Origin of the sequence: Mesorhizobium sp. 2RAF45 (genome assembly GCF_052115225.1) — a bacterium.
GTDB classification, from domain to species: Bacteria; Pseudomonadota; Alphaproteobacteria; order Rhizobiales; family Rhizobiaceae; genus Mesorhizobium; species Mesorhizobium jarvisii.
Window position 1 is genome coordinate 457,226 of record NZ_JBFRGG010000003.1, and the last position, 17,549, is coordinate 474,774.

Below are 17,549 nucleotides of genomic sequence, written 5' to 3' on the forward strand. Positions count from 1 at the left end.
GCGCGAGCGGCGCCGTTTCTTTTTTGTTCTAGTCGTTTTTCTCGAATCGCGTATCGTCCCGCCATGACCATCGGATTCTTCCGCAATCTGACGAAGCCCAAGGCCACGCCAGTGGTGGAGCGCGAATATTGCGTCGCCGGTCGCACGCTGCCGCTCAAGATCGTCGAGAGCGCCCGGGCACGGCGCCTGACGCTGCGCATCGATTCCGGCGGCCAGGGCCTGCGCATCACCGTGCCGCCCGGCCTGCGGCGTGGCGAGGTGGACAGGTTCCTCGACCGCCATCAGGATTGGCTGGAGCAGCGCCTGGCCAAGGTGCCGACGCGCCCGCAAGTGCGGCCGGGCATCAAGATCCCGATCCGGGGCGTGGCGCACCGCATCGTCCATGAACCGTCGAAGCGCGGCACCGTGACGGTATCGCGTGACGAGCGCGGCCCGCTGCTGATCGTGCATGGCGACCGTGTGCACCTGCCGCGCCGCATCGCCGACTTCTTGAAGCGCGAGGCCAAGAAGGAGATCGAGAAGCTGGTGGTCAAACACACCGAGGCGCTCGGCAAGCGCGCCAAGGCGATCCGCTACAAGGACACCTCCAGCCGCTGGGGCTCCTGCACCTCGGAAGGCAATCTCTCCTTCTCCTGGCGCATCATGATGGCGCCGCAGCCTGTGATAAACTACCTCGTGGCGCACGAGGTCGCGCATCTCAAGGAGATGAACCACGGTCCGAAATTCTGGAAATTGTGCGAAAAACTCTGCCCCGACACCGACCGCTGCAAGGACTGGCTGAAGCGCAACGGCGGTGCGCTGCAGGCGATCGTGTTCGAGTAGTCAGTCGTCATTCGCGGCGTTGAGTTCCTCCGGCCGCAGCCCCTCATCGCCATGATGCGGCCACGGTAGGAAATTCCGGTCGAATTCATCGCTGCCGAAATAGTCGAGCGCGCGATGCGCCTCGGCGCCGTTGAAGGCGGCCTTGTCCATCAGATGGGCGATGACTTCGCGCGCCTGCGCGATCTTCTGCTTCAGTTCGGCAACCGTTCTGTCGGCCATGATCGTTCTCCCGCCCGGCATGCTGATAATCCCGTCCATCAATAGGTAGCGCCTTTGGCCTTGCCGGCAAACAGTATGCTTTTTCTCGACTCTGGCTCGATTTCATGCCAATTCCCGCGCCATGGCGCTCGACATCAAAATCTGCGGCTTGAAGACCGACCAGGCAATGGCCGCGGCGCTCGCCGGCGGTGCCAGCCATGTCGGCTTTATTTTCTTCGCGAAAAGCCCTCGCTATGTCGAGCCGGCTGAAGCCGGCCGCCTGCGCGAAGCCGCGCGCGGCAAGGCCTTGGCGGTTGCTGTCGCGGTCGACGCCAGCGACGCCTTCCTGGACGCAATCGTCACGGCCATGCAGCCCGACATGTTGCAGTTGCACGGCTCCGAACACCCCGAACGGGTGGCTGAACTGAAAGCTCGCTATGGCTTGCCGGTGATGAAGGCGTTGCCACTCAGCGAGGCGGCCGATCTCGACCGGATCAAGCCATTCATCGGCGTCGCCGACCGCTTCCTGTTCGACGCCAAGCCGCCAAAGGGCTCCGAGTTGCCGGGCGGCAATGGCGTGGCCTTCGACTGGCGCATCCTCGCCGGCCTTGACGCCGGCGTCGATTACATGCTTTCCGGTGGGCTCAACGCCGCCAACATCGGCGATGCCCTTCGGCTTGCGAACCCGCCCGGAATAGACATTTCCTCAGGCGTCGAAAGCGCGCCGGGCGTCAAGGACCCGGCGTTGATCGAACAGTTTTTCCGGGCCGTCAGGGCAGCGCGCGACAACCGCGCCGCCTGACCGGCTCAAACCTGAGCATGCCCCGGAAAAGTGGTAACCGGTTTTCCGACAAGGACATGCTCCCACATCGAGACCAGGAGATCGGCGATGGACCAGCCGGCGACACCCAATTCCTTCCGCACCGGACCCGACGAGCAGGGCATGTTCGGCATTTTCGGCGGCCGCTTCGTCGCCGAAACGCTGATGCCGCTGATCCTCGACCTGGAGAGGCACTGGAACGAGGTCAAAAACGATCCGGATTTCAGGGCTGAGCTCACCGATCTTTCGACCCACTATGCCGGGCGCCCGTCGAAGCTCTATTTCGCCGAGGGTCTTACGAAACATCTCGGCGGCGCAAAAGTCTATTTCAAGCGCGAGGACCTGAACCACACCGGGTCGCACAAGATCAACAACTGCCTCGGCCAGATCCTGCTGGCCAAGCGCATGGGCAAGAAGCGCATCATCGCCGAGACCGGTGCCGGCCAGCATGGCGTGGCGTCCGCCACCGTCGCCGCCCGCTTCGGCTATCCCTGCGTCGTCTATATGGGCGCCACCGACGTCGCCCGGCAGAGCCCGAACGTGTTCCGCATGAAGCTGCTCGGCGCCGAAGTGCGGCCGGTCACCGCCGGCCACGGCACGCTGAAGGATGCCATGAACGAAGCCCTTCGTGATTGGGTCACCAATGTCGACGACACCTATTACCTGATCGGCACCGCCGCCGGCCCGCATCCCTATCCGGAACTGGTGCGCGACTTCCAGTCGGTAATCGGCACCGAGGCGCGCGCGCAGATCCTCGAACGGGAAGGCCGGCTGCCCGACACCATCATCGCCGCCGTCGGCGGCGGCTCGAATGCCATCGGCCTGTTCCATCCCTTCCTCGACGACAAGGATGTGCGCATCATCGGCATCGAAGCAGGCGGACGTGGTCTCGACGGCATCGAGCATTGCGCCTCGATGAATGCCGGCTCGCCCGGCGTGCTGCATGGCAACCGCACCTATCTCCTGCAGAACGCCGACGGCCAGATCATGGACGGCCATTCGATCTCGGCCGGTCTCGACTATCCCGGCGTCGGCCCGGAACATTCCTGGCTGCGCGATACCGGCCGCGTCGAATATGTGCCGATCCTCGATGACGAGGCGCTGGAAGCCTTCAAGCTGACGACGCGCGTCGAAGGCATCATCCCGGCGCTGGAATCGGCGCACGCGATCGCGCACGCGGTGCAGATCGTGCCTGCCATGGACAAGGACCAGATCGTCATCGTCAACCTGTCTGGCCGTGGCGACAAGGACGTGCACACGGTGGCCTCGATGCTGGGCATGGAGATCTAGGCCCTTTGAACAGTTTCGACTTGGGAGTTGATTATGAGCAAAATTCGTCCAAAGGGCCACACATGACGACCCGCATCGACCGCCGCATGGCGAAGCTCAAGACCGAAGGCCGCCCGGCACTCGTCACCTATTTCATGGGCGGCGACCCCGACTACGACACCTCGCTGTCGATCATGAAGGCGCTGCCCGGCGCCGGCTCCGACATCATCGAGCTCGGCATGCCGTTTTCCGACCCGATGGCCGACGGTCCGGCGATCCAGGCGGCGGGCCTGCGGGCGCTGAAAGGCGGCCAGACGCTGGTCAAGACGCTGAAGATGGCGTCCGAGTTCCGCGCCGGCGACAATGAAACGCCGATCGTGCTGATGGGCTACTACAACCCGATCTACATCTATGGCGTCGATCGCTTCCTGAAAGACGCGCTGGCCAGCGGCATCGACGGGCTGATCGTCGTCGACCTGCCGCCGGAAATGGACGAGGAACTCTGCATTCCGGCGCTGAAGGCCGGCATCAACTTCATCCGCCTGGCGACGCCAACCACCGACGACAAGCGCCTGCCGAAAGTGCTGCAGAACACCTCCGGCTTCGTCTACTACGTCTCGATGACCGGCATCACCGGTTCGGCGCTGGCCGACACCGGCAAGGTGGCCGCCGCCGTCACGCGCATCAAGGGCCACACAGACCTGCCGGTCTGCGTCGGCTTCGGCGTCAAGACCGCCGAACAGGCGCGTGTCATCGGCGCAAACGCCGATGGCGTCGTCGTCGGCACCGCGATCGTCAATGCGGTCGCCAATGTGCTGGGGCCGAAGGGCGAAAAGACCGCCGACCCCGCCGAGGCCGTCGCCACGCTGGTCAGCGGCCTGGCGCAAGGCGTGCGTTCGGCCCGCCTTGCTGCTGCCGAATAGTTTTCCTACGTCGTTAGCCAACTCTTCGTCAGGACAGGAGCCGAAGCGATGAACTGGATCACCAATTACGTTCGCCCGAAGATCAATTCGATGCTCGGCCGGCGCACCGACATGCCCGAGAATCTCTGGATCAAGGATCCCGAGACCGGCGAAATGGTGTTCCACAAGGATCTGGAATCCAATCAGTTCGTCATTCCGTCTTCCGGCCACCACATGAAGATTTCGGCCAAGGAGCGGCTGAAATACTTCCTCGATGACGGCAGGTACGAGCAGCTCGAAAACCCCAAGGTTGTGCTGGATCCGCTGAAGTTCCGCGACGAGAAGCGCTACACCGACCGGCTGAAGGACGCCAAGGCCAAGACCGGGCTGGAAGACGCCATCGTCAACGCGCTGGGCACCATCGAGGGCCTGCCGGTGGTGGTGACGGTGCAGGATTTCGCCTTCATGGGCGGCTCGCTCGGCATGGCGGCGGGCGACGCCATCGTGCACGCTTTCGAAGTTGCGCTGCAGCGCAAGCGGCCGCTGATCCTGTTCGCCGCTTCTGGCGGCGCCCGCATGCAGGAAGGTATTTTGTCCCTTATGCAATTGCCGCGCACCACGGTCGGCGTCGACAGGCTGAAGGAAGCCGGCCTTCCCTATATCGTCGTGCTGACCAACCCGACCACCGGCGGCGTCACCGCCTCCTATGCCATGCTGGGCGACGTGCATATCGCCGAACCGGGCGCGCTGATTGGCTTTGCCGGGCCGCGCGTCATTGAACAGACGATCCGGGAGAAACTGCCGGACGGCTTCCAGCGCTCCGAATATCTGATGGAGCACGGCATGGTCGACATGGTGGTGTCGCGGCTGGAGATGCGCCAAACGATAGCGCGGCTGTTGAAGATGCTGCTCAAGATGCCAGGCGAGCAGAAGCCGCTGGAGCCGGAAATCCTGCCGCCCGCGGTGGTTGCCGCCGAAGCCAGGCCGCAGGCCTGACACGACACTGTGCATGTCGCCCAAAAGTGACCTCGGTTTTGGGAAACGACATGCATAACGCGGCTTTGGCCGCCGCGAACAGCGATTGCGCCATGTCCATGGCGCGCTGTAGCCTTTTGATTGCCATGGCCATTCCGGGATTGATTCTGGTGCTTGGGCCATGCGCCGGGATTTTGTCATGACAACGCTTGCCGCCGACCGCGAAATCGAAGCCCTGATGGCGCTTCACCCGAAAGGCTTCGACCTTTCGCTCGACCGCATCACGCGGCTCTTGGAGCGGCTTGGCAGTCCGCAGGATCTGCTGCCGCCGGTCATCCACATCGCCGGCACCAACGGCAAGGGTTCCTGCGCCGCCTTTTCTCGCGCGCTGCTTGAAGCCGCCGGCCACCTTGTCCATGTCCACACTTCGCCGCATCTGGTGAACTGGGCCGAGCGCTACCGGCTGGCCGCCGAAGGCGGCGGCAAACTCGTCGACGATGAGACCTTCGCCGAGGCCATTGCCCGCGTCGCCAAGGCCAATGACGGTCAGAAGATCACGGTCTTCGAGATCCTCACCGCCGTCACCTTCATCCTGTTTTCCGAACATCCGGCCGAAGCCGCCATCATCGAGGTCGGCCTCGGTGGCCGCTTCGACGCCACCAATGTTGTCGCCCGGCCCGCCGTGACGGTGATCATGCCGGTGTCGATGGACCATGAAGCCTATCTCGGCGACCGGGTCGAACTGATCGCTGCCGAAAAGGCCGGCATCATGAAGCGCGGCTGCCCGGTGGTGATCGGCGCGCAGGAAAGCGAGACGGCGCTGCAGGTGCTGATCGAGACCGCCGAGCGGCTGGAGTGCCCGACCTTCGTCTATGGCCAGGATTTCCTCGCCTTCGAGGAAAACGGCCGCATGGTCTACCAGGACGAGGACGGCCTGATGGACCTTCCGCCGCCGCGTCTGCCCGGGCGCCACCAGTTCGCCAATGCGGCCGCCGCGATCGCCGCGGTCAAGGCGGCGGGCTTCGAGATCAGCCACCGCGCCGCCGAGAAGGCGATGACCCATGTCGTCTGGCCCGGCCGGATGCAGAAGCTGATGCAAGGCCGGCTGACGGAGCTGGCGCCGAAGGGCACCGACATCTGGCTCGACGGCGGCCACAATCCGGGCGCCGGCGTGGTCGTCGCCGAGGCGCTGGCCGAACAGGAAGAGAAGAACCCGCGGCCGCTGTTCCTCATTTCGGGCATGATCAACACCAAGGACCAGAGCGGCTATTTCCGCGCCTTCAAGGGCCTCGTCCGGCATGTCTACACCGTGCCGGTGAGCCTGAGCGATGCCGGCGTGCCGAACGATGAGCTGGCGATCCGGGCCACGGAAGCCGGGCTGACGGCCGAGCCGGTGAGTTCCGTCGCCAACGCGCTGATGCTGCTGCGCGACACCTGGGACGGCCCGGCGCCGCGCATCCTGATCGGCGGATCACTCTATCTGGCCGGCTCGGTGCTCGCCGAGAATGGCACGCCGCCAACCTGAGAGCCTGGCTTGCACAAGGAGCCCGTGATGATCAAGGTGAAGCAGCTCGCCCATGTCTGCATTTTCGCGCATGATCTGGAAGCGACGCGCAGTTTCTACCGCGACGTGCTCGGCATGGACACAAGGTTCAATTTCCTGCGCGACGGCAAGATTTTCGGCTTCTATCTCGATTGCGGCGGCGGCAGCCACGTCGAGGTGTTCCAGAAGGATGCCACCACCTATAGCGAACTCAACCAGATCAACCATTTCTGCCTTGAGGTCGAAAACATCGACGCGGCGATCGCCCACATCAAGTCGAAGGGCGTCGACGTCACGGCCAAGAAGCATGCCTGCGACGACACCTTTCAGGCCTGGATACGCGATCCCAACGGCGTGAAGATCGAGCTGTTCGAATACACCGCCAAAAGCGCGCAGTTCATCGGCGGCGACCGTATCGCCGACTGGTGACTAGCCATGCTTCAGAAATTCCATGGTGAGATCAGGTCCAGGCTGGTGGTGCCGAAGTCGTTGAGATTTCTGGTTGCCAGCCGGCCTCCATTCACGCGCGCTATCGCCGCGATCATGCCATCGGGAGCCGACATGCCGCGACCTTGGCGTGTCGCGGCCCCCATGATCTCGCCGTAAGCCAAGGCAGCCTCTTCCGTCAGTCCAAAAATCCGGTCGGCAAATCGATGCCGCCATCGGGAAAGTCCCTGTTCCAGCCGATCCGCACGCTTGTCAGGTCGTACCTTTTGAATACCGAAGGCGACTTCAGCAATCGTCACCGTGGGAAGCGCCAGTTCGGCGTCATTGCGCACAAGCCACGCCAGCACGGCTGGATCCGGCGTCTTCTTCAGAGACTCCGAAATCACGTTGGTATCGACGAAAATCAAAGCTCAATTCCTGAATGAACCTCACGACCTTGGCGAATAACGTTCTCCAGATCGATGTCGACGCCACTGCTTGCGGTCAGGCTGGCATAGAAGATGGAAGCAGGTTCGCGGCCAGCCTCTCGAATCTCGTAGGATTCAAGCGCGCGTTCGACCACGTCGGCTATCGAGCGGTTCTCGCGACGAGCAAGCCTATGAGCCAGGTCACGTGCTTTCGCGCTGCGGACCGAGAGCTGTGGTTCGGCCATTTAAAACTCCCTTTGGAAAAGGGAATATAAGCCTACGCGTCTCTGCCATCAAGATGGCACTTGATGGCGTGCCATCTCATGCGCGATGAGCCAGCTTACTTCAACTCGATCTCGATAAAAGCATATTCGCCGTCATTGGCGCTGATGACGTCGTGTTCCACACCCTCCTTGCGGAAATAGGGCGCGCCTTTCTTCATCTCGGCGAAGGTCTCGCCGTCTTTGGTCACCAACTTCAGCTTGCCGTCCATCAGCGGCACCACAACATAGTCGTGGCCATGGCGATGCCAGCCGGTGTTGTCGCCGGGCTGGAAGCGGTACTCGGTGACGATGACGCGCTCATTGTCGATGAAGACGGTGGCCTTGGCGGATCCGGTCATGTCGCTCTCCCTGTTTCTGGTTCCCAGCAGAAGACATGGCGTGCCCTGATGTGAGGGCCAGAGCCGCCCAGCGCATGACCCAGAGGATCATGAGCCATCCAACTGCTACAGCGTCCTCTGCGCATCCAAGGATGCGCGGCGCTGTAGGTGACGCCAACAAAAAGCCCGGCGCGATGGCCGGGCTCTTGATATCGGGAATTTCAAAGCAATTCCAAGAAAAGTGTGAAGCGGTTCTCTGTCCGGAATTGCGTCTAAACAGAGAGGATCAGAGGCTGCCATTGATCCAGTGCGACAGCGCGGTCTTGGGCGCTGCACCAACCTTCATGTCGGCCACTTCACCGCCCTTGAAGATCATCAGCGTCGGGATCGAGCGCACGCCAAATTGGGCGGCAAGCTCGGGATTCTCGTCGATGTTGAGCTTGGCGATCTTGATCTTGGCTCCGAGTTCAGTGGCGATGTCTTCGAGCGACGGCGCGATCTGCTTGCAGGGGCCGCACCATTCCGCCCAGAAATCGACCACAACCGGTACGTTGGCGTTGAGCACGTCAGCCTGGAAATTGTTCTTGTCGACCTTGACGGTGGCACCCATGCGGAAAATTCCTTTCGAGAGTTCTTTGTCGCACCAAATGTGGTGGTTATCTGGCCCTTCTTCAAGCAGGTCTTGTGTCACGCTCCTGTGAGTCGGGCAAGGGCGTCATCCATGGTCCGGGCCGGCAGCTCGATCAGCCTTGGCGCTTCGGTGAACAGAAGGGCCGCCTTGACCTCGCGCCCAGGATAAAGCGGCTGCAGCAGGGCGCGATAAAGCGCCAACTGCAAAAGATAGGCCGGCGGGACTTCGGCCAGCGAAGCGGGCGCCGGCCGGTTGGTCTTGTAGTCGACGATCGACACCGTGTCCGCGGTCACCGCCAGCCGGTCGATCTTGCCGGAAATCGAGCGTGTTTTGCCCCTCACTTGCAGGCTGCCCATGACCGCCACCTCGGCGCGCGAGGAGGGCGCGAAAAGTTGGCCGAGGCGTGGATCGTCGAGGATGGCGATGACCGATGCCATGGCCTTTTCCCTCTCCGACGGCGGCCACACGGCACCCGTTCGCGCGAGATAACGCTCGGCCGCGCCCTGGCGTTCACCCTCGGCAATGCCGGGCAGCATCTGCAGCAGCTTGTGCAAGGCGAGACCGCGCAGCACGGCAAAGCCGGGCTCGGCATCGGCGTCCAGCACCGGTGAAGCCTTGTCGACGACCGCTTCCTTGCCTTCGTCGATCAGCGCTGAGGCGCCGGATGGCGACAGCGGCCGCGGCAGGTCCTCGAAGGGCGGCAAGGGCCGGAACAGGGTCCCCGGCAGCGGACCGAAAGCATCGGCCTGCCGCGCCTGTTCATCGGCGCTCGCCGCGACGGGCGGCAGCTTGGTGACGTGGAAACGATGCACCGGCTCGCCGCCGGCGGGATGCGCGCGCTGTTCGCTTTCCGGCGCGCCGGTTAGCGCGCGGCTGACGATCGAATGCCAGGTGCCGGTGTTCGGCGCCCGCTTGCCGTGATAGCCGCAGACGATCAGCCGGTCCTCGGCGCGGGTCATGCCGACATAGAGCAGCCGGCGGTACTCGTCGTCGGCGAGTTCCCTTGCCCTGGCGGCTGCCGCCTTCGAGAAGCCGTTGGCGACGTCGCTGGCCGAGCGCCAGAGATAGCCCTTGCCGTACCAGAAAGTGCCTGAGCCGTCGAAGGGCATCAGCCGCGGCAGATGCTGGTCGCTGAACGGAGCGGAACCGCCATCGACCAGGAACACCACTGGCGCCTCCAGGCCCTTGGCGGCGTGCACGGTCATGACGCGAACCTCGTCGCGCGTCTGGTCCATCTCGCGCTTGATCTCGGGCCCGGCATTTTCCAGCGTCGACAGGAAGGCTTCCAGCCCGGGCAGGCCGGTCCGTTCCTCGGCAAGACAGAAGCTCAGGAATTCGTCGAGAATATCCCCGGCTTCCGGCCCAAGCCTCGCAATCATCCTTTTACGCACGCCATCACGCGCCAGCAGGCCGGCATAGAGTTCGAACACCGGTTTGAAGGCGGCCTCGTCAGCCCAGGCGTCGAGTTGCGCGACAATCTTCGCCAGGCGCTCGTTTTCTTCGGCATGCTGGCGCAGCGACGCGGCCAGCGACAGGCCGGGCGGCCTTTGCGCGGCGAGCGTGAACAGTGCCTCCTCCGGCAGATCGAAGATCGGGCTGCGCAGCACGGCCGCGAGCGACAGGTCGTCCTGCGGTTGGATCAGCAGATGACCGAGCGCGATCAGGTCCTTGACCGCGATGTGGCCGGGTAGGCTCAGCCGGTCGGCGCCGGCAACCGGGATGTCGCGGCGCTTCAAGGCGCGGGTCAGCGCATGGACAAAACTGTCGCGTTTGCGCACCAGCACCAGCACGTCGCCCGGCCGCAGCCGCTTGCCGCGGCCTTCGATGATCTCGCTTTTGCCGATCCAGCCGGCAATGGTCGCCGCGACATTCTCGGCAACGCGCACCGCCGGCGCATGGGCGTGGTCGATGGCTTGCGTCCAGTCGTCGGGCTCGTCGACGACATCGGCGCCGATCGACGGCCAGACCTCGACATAGCCCGGCGCATCGGTGCGGATGGCCTTGTGGCTCAACGGATCGGGATCATGGCTGATGCCGCGCCGCACGACGGGATCGGCAAAGACGCGGTCGACGGCGGCCAGAACGTCGTCGGTCGAACGGAACGACCAGGTCAGCTTGAGGTCGGCGAAGGATGCCTCGGCATCGCGCACCCGGCCGGCGAACAACAGCCGGCTGTCGGCGAACGAGTCGGGCGCGGCTCCCTGGAAGGAATAGATCGACTGCTTCTCGTCACCGACGGCGAAGACCGTGCGGTGGACCCGGTCGCGCGCGCCGAGCCCGGCGAAAAATTCCTCCGCCAGCCGCTTCACCACCTCCCATTGATCCGGGCTGGTGTCCTGCGCCTCGTCGAGCAGAATGTGGTCGATGCCCTGGTCGAGCTTGTATTGCACCCAGGGGCCGGCATCGGGCCGCGCCAGAAGGTTGACCGTGCGGGTGATCAGATCGTTGAAGTCGAGAAAGCCGCGGCTGCGCTTCAGCACTTCGTAGCGGGCGATCAGCCAGTCGGCGATGGTCATTGCCGCTCGTGTGCCTTCCAGCATGCGGAACAGCGCCAGCCGGTCGACGGTTTCTATAATGGCGCTTGCCGCCGAGACATAGCGCTCGGCAAGGTCCGGCAGCCGGTCGGTCAGGGCTTTCTTGAAGGCCTTCGCCGGATCGTACGGATCGCCATCGGTCTTGAGAAAGGCTCTGGCGAGCGATTGCAGGCGGCGAACGGGATCGCTCTCGGCAAAAGCCTGGCGCGCATAGGGCAGGATGTTGTTCAGCACCGACCTGGCGTCGGTGGATTCGGCGGCCTGGGCGAAGCCGGTGAAATAGTCGGGCAGGAAGCCGGGCAGCGGCCAGACCGATGCCGCAATCCCTTCGGCGGTCTGGCCAGGGCGGAAATGGAATTCATCGAACAAAGGCTGGAAGCCGTCACGCCCGACCGCATCGAGGAACTGGCGCAACCCGTCGCGCTTGCGCACGATCTCGCCGAGCAAGGCATCGAGACCGGCCTCGCCGCCGCGTTCCAGCACGGTGGCGAAGGCGTCGGCCAGATCCGGGTTGCCGGCAGCCGTGCCGGTGATCATCTCGCGGCGCGCGGCAGCGAACAGCGATGCCTCCATCTGGCCGTCGAGCATCTCGAAATGGGCCGGAATGTTGGCTTCAAGCGGGAACTGGTGGAGCACCGATTCACAGAAGGCGTGGATGGTCTGGATCTTCAGTCCGCCTGGCGTCTCCAGTGCCTCGGCGAACAGGCGCCGCGCCCGGCGCATCGTGTCGCGGTCTGGGCGGCGCCCTTCCAGCGCCTCGATCTTCGCGGCCAGCTCGGTGTCACCGAGCACCGTCCAGTCCGACAGCGTGGAAAAGACCCGGTTCGACATATTGGCGGCGGCGGCGCGCGTATAGGTCAGGCACAGGATCTTCGACGGGTCGGTGCCGTTGAGCAGCAGCCGGATGACGCGCTGGGCCAGCACATGGGTCTTGCCGGAGCCGGCATTGGCCGACACCCAGGCCGAATTCTGCGGATCTGCGGCGCAGGCCTGGCTGTTGGCGGTATCGCTCGGGATGGGATAGGCCTTCTTCATGCCTCCCCTCCCTCGTCGCCGGCATCGCCGCCGGCCGACCATTCGAGCACGCGGGCGAGATGGTCGTAGTCGCCATCGGTCTCGCCCTCGCGAAACGGCAGCGCGCGCGACAGATAGCCGGTCTGCGGGTCGGCATAATGGATCAGCAGCTTTTCCAGCCGCGCCCAGGCCTCTTCCGCAAGGTCGGCGGCGGTCCGTGGCTGGCGGTTGTGCTCGAGGATGGACTCCTCGAACACCTCGCCATTCGGCTTCAACCTGATGAAGGCCAGTTGCGACGGCTCGCGCGCGCCCAGATCCTTGAACGCGCCACGCCGCAGCAGAGCGCCCTCCAGCGCCAGTTGCGGCGCCAGCAGCGTGTGCGCCTGCGCCTTGGAGGGCGAAGAACCCGTCTTGTAGTCCAGAATATCGGCCATGCCGCCGGCCAGCAGATCGACGCGGTCGGCATAGCCGGACAGCGTCACGCCGGATTGGCCGACCGGGGTCTTGCCGGCCCGCTCCTCGGCATGGCGCCGGGTCACGGCATCGGCGCGCGTGCGCTCCCATTTGACGATGTTGGCGGCGAGCTTTTCGAAGCGCGGCCACCACACCGCCTCGACATCGGCCGGAAGGGCGGCTTCGGCAAAGCAGGCGCGGCCGGCGGCAATGAGACCGGCCAGAGCGTCGGGTGCGCGCGGATCGGCAACCTCAGACGAGAACAGATGCAGGATGGCGTGGAACAGCGTGCCGCGTTCGGCGGCACCGGGATCACGGATGAGCGCATCGAGCGGCATCAGGCCGAGGATGCGTCTGGCATAGACGGCGTAGGGATCCCGGCGCAAGGTCTCGATCTCGGTGACCGAGAAATGCGTTGGGCGCACCGCCAATGGCGGCTTCGGTTGCGGCCGCGGCGCGAAATCCTGTTTTGGGCCGGTGTCGAGCGCGCGTGCCCAGGCGAGCAGCTCGTCGCCACGCCGGCGCAGGGTTGCCGCCTGGTCGTTGCCGATGAAGGTAAGCAGCCGCTGCAGCCAACGCGACGGCACGGCGGGGGCGTCGCCGGAACGCGCCGAGCGGGCCAGAACGACGCGTCTCGCGCCCATCGCCATCTGGAAATCATGCGCGGCAAGGCCGATGCGCCGCTCCGGCGGTTCGAGATCGATGCCGGTCTTCATCAGCCGCGACATGAAGCGGTCGCTCTCCGGCTTGCGCGGCCAGACACCTTCGTTGAGCCCGCCGATGACCAGCGTGTCGACGTCCTGCAGCCGCGCTTCCAGCGCACCCCAGATGGCGATGTTCCTGTCGGTGCCTTGCGCCGGCTTGACCGTCTCGGGCGCGATCAGCGCGTCCATCACATCGGGCCATTCGCTCGCCGCGAATGACAGCGAGGCCGAAGCAGCGACCAGCCCGCGCAGCAATTCGGCAAGCTTTTCACCGGCATCGCCGGCATAGAGGGCGCCCAGGCCGCCATCAGCGGAACGGCCGAGACTTTCCAAAGCCACGACGCTGGCCTGGACCAGCGCGGCAAGATCGGCATTCGCCTGGCCGCGAAAGGCCGAAAGCGGCGCCAGCGCTTCCGTCAGTCGCGCGAGCAAACTCCGCGCATCCTCGATGGAGCGCACGGTGAGACGGGAAAACCAGAAAGGCGGCCGGCTGTCATCGCCGAGGCCGGTAAGACGGTTTTCGAACAATTTCGGCAGCGAAACGATGTCGGGGCGGCCGGTACCGCCGCGCAGCGCCACCAGTTCGAGCAGTTCTGCCGCATGGCGCACGGCAGCACGCTCGAGGCCGAGGCCAAGCAGTGGGTGCTTTAGCAGGGACAAGAGGCCGACGGGATCGCCCGGCCGGAACACCGCTTCCAGCGCCAGGCGGAGCAGGCTGGCCGCCGGGCTGTTGGCGAGCGGCGTGCCGCCGGAATCGTCGGCGACGACACCGAAGCGCTTGAGTTCGACCGAGACGCGTCGCGCCAGCGCGCGGTCACCGGTGACGAGCGCGGCCCTTTGGCCGGGGGCTTCCACGGCCTGCTTCAGCGCAACGGCGATGGCGACGGCTTCGTCACGCTCGCTGGCGGCTTCCAGCAGCGTCACCTCGGCAAAGGCGCCGGCAATATCGGATGCCGAAAACCCGCTGCGTGTTTCGGCCCACAATTCGGTGGTCTCGGCCGGCCGCAGCGCTTCGCCGACAAGCGCGGCGCGAAGCGCAAGGTGCGGTTCGGCCGTGCCGAGTTCTTCGACGTCGGAGCGCAGCACGCCGATCTTGCCGATCAGCCTGGCCAGGCCATATTGCGGGTGGCCAAGTACGGCTGGGCGCGCGCCGGGGGCGACAAGCGCCTGGAAGGACGCTTCGTCCAGCGTCCGGTCGAGACCGGGCAGCACGATGGCGCCGCCGGGCAGGCGGGAGATCGCGGCAAGCAGTTCGGCCGTGGCGGGTATCGAGCCGGTCGAGCCGGCGGCGATGACCGGTCCGGCCGGCGGATTGCGCCGCAGCCGGGCCGCCTCGGAGCGGATCAGCGCGCTGCGATGCGCGGCCGGATTGGAGCGGTCGCTCTCGCTCAGGAATTTCGGCCAGGCGTCAGTGACGATGCCGAGGAATTCGAGCGTCACCTGCCACCAGCCGGCAAGGTTGCCGGTCACCAGATCGGCGAGCTTGGTCCAGTCGGTGCCTTCCGTCTCGATCTCGTCCATCAGCCCCGCAAGATCGCGCGCCAGCCAGATCGCGTCGGCGGTGGACGCGGGGATGACGATTTCCTCGGCGAAAAGCTTCGCCACATGTTCCGGCAGCCGGCGCTTCCAGGCCCGCACCAGCGGCGTCAGCAGCAACAGGCGTTCGGTCGCCGAGATCGGCGGCGCGAGATCGATCGCCGCCGAAGGCTCGGCCTCGAACAGGGCTTCGTCCTCGTCGAATTCGCCGAGCGGGCGGATGACCGGCAGGATCGCCGAACCGCCGCCGCCGCGTGCCCTCAAACTGTCGACGAACACACCGCGCAAGGCGCGCGCGGCACGACGCGTCGGCACATAGATGGTGACATCGGCGAGCGCGAGCGGATCGCCGTCGAAACGAAATCCCGGAACCAGGCGGCCGGCAAGCAGCGCCTCGGCCAGCGTCGGCAGGAACGGCGCTCCGGGGGGGATCGAGAAAACGCGGCTCGAGCCGCTCATTGCGACTCGGTTAGCGCGCCGGCGACGGCTTCTTCCGCCAGCGGAATGGCATCGGGCGTGCCGACGGTGATCCAGTGGCCGTGCATCGGCATGCCGAACAGCCGGCCGGCGGAGATGGCGGTATCGAAATAGGCGTTGAGCGAATGCGGTTCGGCCGATGCATCCTTGAACAGGCGCGGATGGACGATCGCCGCGCCGGCATAGATCAAGCCCGCCGGATCGCCTTTTGAACGCCGCAGGGCACCGTCCGGCGCCACCAGGAAATCGGTGCTGCCACAATGTCCTGTCGCCTGATGGAGATCCGCCAGCATCAGCAGAATATCCATTTTCGCGGCGTCCCACGCAAGGGCAAGCCGCCCGAGATTGAGCGGACCGTGGTCGATCCAGAACGTGTCGGCATTGAGGATATAGAAGGGTTGTTGGCCGAGTTCCGGCAGCGCCTTGACGATGCCCCCGGCCGAATCGAGCAGCCGGTCGCTCTCATCGGAAATGATGATCCGCGGAGCGCTGCGCGCCGCGACATGGGCGACGATCTGCTCGGGAAGATAGTGGACGTTGACCACCGCCTTGGCGACGCCGGCGGCGGCGAGGCTGTCGAGCCCCCAGTCGAGCAAGGTCTTGCCGGCGATCCTGACCAGCGGCTTGGGGATCGTATCGGTGATCGGCCGCATGCGCTTGCCGAGCCCGGCGGCAAGGACGATGGCAGTGTCCGGTCTTGTCACAGTGTTCGTTCCTCGAGCAGCCCGTGCGTATTGTAGAATTCCCGCAGGCTGGCAAGCGCCGGATGGGACAGCGCCCGGCGCAGATAGTCGCGGATGCGCGGCAGGTGCTTCAGATAATAAGGTTTGCCGTCGCGCTTTTCGAGACGCACGAAAATGCCGAGGATCTTGGAATTGCGCTGCGCGGCCATGATTGCATAGGCTTCCAGAAAACTTGCTTCGTCGAAGGCGCCTGCCGCATGGCGCGCTGCGACATAGGCATCGAGCGTCTTCTTCTCGATTTCGGGCGATAGGGTGACACGGGCATCCATGGCCAGCGAGGCGACGTCATAGGCTGAAGGCCCGATCAGCGCATCCTGGAAGTCGACGATGCCCAGCCGGTCATGGCCGGCGCGGTCGTCGCGCCAGATGATGTTGGGCGAATGAAAGTCGCGCAGCATCAGCGTGTATTCGCTGCCCTGCAGCCGGTCGAAAAGCGCGTTCCATTCCCTGGCGTAGCCCGAGCGCAGATCGTCGCTTGGCGGGCCGCCCGATATCGCCGGCACATACCAGTCGACCAAAAGATCGGCTTCGATCATCATCGCGTCGCGGTCGAAGGGCGGCACCTCGTGGAAGCTGCCGGGTCCGGCCTGCAGGCGCTGCGGCCAGGTCCTGCCATGCATCATGGCCAACAACTCGGCTGCCGCCGCATAGCGTTCCGCTATGGGCTCGCCGTCCTTGCCCAGAAACCCTTCGGAACCGAGATGTTCGAGCAGCAAGAAACCCTGGTCCTGGTCCTCGGCATGGATTTGCGGAACGCTGACGCCGCCGGCCTTCAAGGCGCGGTCGATGGCGACGAAAGCGGAGACCGACTGGGCGGTGTGGGCGATCACCGCATAGGGTTTGCCGTCGCGCACGGCGGGGCCGAGCACCAGCCGCGGCGAGTTCATCAGCACGCGCGGCTCCTGGCCGGCGAGCGTCACGATCTCATAGGAGCGGGCGGAGGCGTCGCCGATGAAATGGCGTCGCCGCGCGTCGCCCCAGCCGGCCCTCTCCAGAAAATCGCGCATGGCCAGCGATCGCGCCGCGCGGTCGAAGGCGGCGCCTTGCCCCGACAGCCGCGCCAGCCGGCCCTCGCCATGCTGGACGAGTTCGATCGAGAGCGTCGTCTTCGGCAGATAGCCTTCCGCCCGCTCGGGCCATTCGACCAGGGCAGCCCCTTGCGTCAGCGCTTCGTCGAAGCCGAGTTCGTCGAGCTCGGCTGCCGAGGCCAGGCGATAGAGGTCGAAATGGTGCACCGGAATGCGCGTGTCGTAGCTCTGCACCAAGGTGAAGGTCGGGCTCGGCACATCCAGGCTGCCATCATCGGCCAGCGCCCGGATCAGCGCCCGCGCCAGTGTCGATTTGCCGGCGCCGAGATCGCCTTTGAGCGCCAGCACGTCGCCGGCGCGCAGGGACAGGGCCAGATCTTCGCCCAGCCGCGCTGTCTGTGTCTCATCGGCGAGCAAACGCTCCAGCACAGGTCCCGTCATCGAG

At 65.1% G+C, this 17,549-nt stretch carries 16 protein-coding genes; 7 read left to right on the forward strand and 9 right to left on the reverse strand.

Going from position 1 to position 17,549, the window contains the following annotated elements:
• Nucleotides 1-63 precede the first annotated feature (63 nt).
• A complete protein-coding gene (locus AB4Z43_RS11665; protein ID WP_019862665.1) occupies nt 64-822 on the forward strand; it encodes a M48 family metallopeptidase in 759 nt (252 codons plus the stop codon).
• Here the strand turns inward: AB4Z43_RS11665 and AB4Z43_RS11670 are convergent, their stop codons facing one another.
• A complete protein-coding gene (locus tag AB4Z43_RS11670) occupies nt 823-1,041 on the reverse strand; it encodes a hypothetical protein (protein WP_027047648.1) in 219 nt (72 codons plus the stop codon).
• 121 nt (nt 1,042-1,162) lie between these two features.
• Here AB4Z43_RS11670 and AB4Z43_RS11675 point away from each other — a divergent pair, with 121 nt between their 5' ends.
• The 6 genes from AB4Z43_RS11675 to AB4Z43_RS11700 all read left to right on the forward strand — a co-directional run bounded on the left by AB4Z43_RS11675 (nt 1,163) and on the right by AB4Z43_RS11700 (nt 6,958).
• Nucleotides 1,163-1,822 carry a phosphoribosylanthranilate isomerase gene (locus AB4Z43_RS11675; RefSeq protein ID WP_019862667.1) on the forward strand — a complete coding sequence of 220 codons (660 nt, stop codon included), beginning with the start codon at nt 1,163-1,165 and terminating at the stop codon, nt 1,820-1,822.
• Between the two features lie 87 nt (nt 1,823-1,909).
• Nucleotides 1,910-3,130 (forward strand): tryptophan synthase subunit beta, encoded by a 1,221-nt coding sequence (trpB, locus tag AB4Z43_RS11680; RefSeq protein ID WP_019862668.1) that lies wholly within the window; start codon nt 1,910-1,912, stop codon nt 3,128-3,130.
• Nucleotides 3,131-3,192: 62 nt separating this feature from the next.
• The gene (trpA, locus tag AB4Z43_RS11685; RefSeq protein ID WP_019862669.1) at nt 3,193-4,032 is read left to right on the forward strand and encodes a tryptophan synthase subunit alpha; all 840 of its coding nucleotides are present in this window, start codon (nt 3,193-3,195) and stop codon (nt 4,030-4,032) included.
• A gap of 48 nt (nt 4,033-4,080) precedes the next feature.
• Nucleotides 4,081-5,007 (forward strand): acetyl-CoA carboxylase, carboxyltransferase subunit beta, encoded by a 927-nt coding sequence (gene accD / locus AB4Z43_RS11690; protein WP_010912925.1) that lies wholly within the window; start codon nt 4,081-4,083, stop codon nt 5,005-5,007.
• Nucleotides 5,008-5,185: 178 nt separating this feature from the next.
• On the forward strand, nt 5,186-6,511 hold the full coding sequence (locus tag AB4Z43_RS11695) for a bifunctional folylpolyglutamate synthase/dihydrofolate synthase (protein ID WP_027047649.1): 1,326 nt from the start codon (nt 5,186-5,188) through the stop codon (nt 6,509-6,511).
• Between the two features lie 27 nt (nt 6,512-6,538).
• Nucleotides 6,539-6,958 (forward strand): VOC family protein, encoded by a 420-nt coding sequence (locus AB4Z43_RS11700; RefSeq protein WP_441937519.1) that lies wholly within the window; start codon nt 6,539-6,541, stop codon nt 6,956-6,958.
• An 11-nt stretch (nt 6,959-6,969) separates the two neighbouring features.
• Here AB4Z43_RS11700 and AB4Z43_RS11705 read toward each other — a convergent pair whose 3' ends face one another.
• From AB4Z43_RS11705 to tsaE, 8 genes are all read right to left on the reverse strand, one after another.
• Nucleotides 6,970-7,383: a type II toxin-antitoxin system VapC family toxin gene (locus AB4Z43_RS11705; protein WP_441937521.1), complete on the reverse strand. Its 414-nt coding sequence runs from the start codon at nt 7,381-7,383 to the stop codon at nt 6,970-6,972.
• Nucleotides 7,380-7,628 carry a type II toxin-antitoxin system VapB family antitoxin gene (locus tag AB4Z43_RS11710; protein ID WP_019862675.1) on the reverse strand — a complete coding sequence of 83 codons (249 nt, stop codon included), beginning with the start codon at nt 7,626-7,628 and terminating at the stop codon, nt 7,380-7,382. Before AB4Z43_RS11710 ends, AB4Z43_RS11705 begins: the two co-directional genes overlap by 4 nt.
• A gap of 95 nt (nt 7,629-7,723) precedes the next feature.
• Nucleotides 7,724-8,005, reverse strand: a complete 282-nt coding sequence (locus AB4Z43_RS11715) for a cupin domain-containing protein (RefSeq protein ID WP_019862676.1) — start codon at nt 8,003-8,005, stop codon at nt 7,724-7,726.
• 265 nt (nt 8,006-8,270) lie between these two features.
• Nucleotides 8,271-8,594 (reverse strand): thioredoxin, encoded by a 324-nt coding sequence (gene trxA / locus AB4Z43_RS11720; RefSeq protein WP_010912931.1) that lies wholly within the window; start codon nt 8,592-8,594, stop codon nt 8,271-8,273.
• Between the two features lie 77 nt (nt 8,595-8,671).
• The gene (addA, locus tag AB4Z43_RS11725; protein ID WP_441937525.1) at nt 8,672-12,184 is read right to left on the reverse strand and encodes a double-strand break repair helicase AddA; all 3,513 of its coding nucleotides are present in this window, start codon (nt 12,182-12,184) and stop codon (nt 8,672-8,674) included.
• Entirely contained in the window at nt 12,181-15,315 is a 3,135-nt protein-coding gene (addB, locus tag AB4Z43_RS11730) for a double-strand break repair protein AddB (protein ID WP_441937526.1), read from the reverse strand. Before addB ends, addA begins: the two co-directional genes overlap by 4 nt.
• Nucleotides 15,312-16,037 carry a nucleotidyltransferase family protein gene (locus AB4Z43_RS11735; protein WP_274609684.1) on the reverse strand — a complete coding sequence of 242 codons (726 nt, stop codon included), beginning with the start codon at nt 16,035-16,037 and terminating at the stop codon, nt 15,312-15,314. Before AB4Z43_RS11735 ends, addB begins: the two co-directional genes overlap by 4 nt.
• A complete protein-coding gene (gene tsaE, locus AB4Z43_RS11740) occupies nt 16,034-17,545 on the reverse strand; it encodes a tRNA (adenosine(37)-N6)-threonylcarbamoyltransferase complex ATPase subunit type 1 TsaE (RefSeq protein ID WP_064985128.1) in 1,512 nt (503 codons plus the stop codon). The genes AB4Z43_RS11735 and tsaE overlap by 4 nt, the downstream gene beginning before the upstream one ends.
• Between the last annotated feature and the right edge of the window lie 4 nt (nt 17,546-17,549).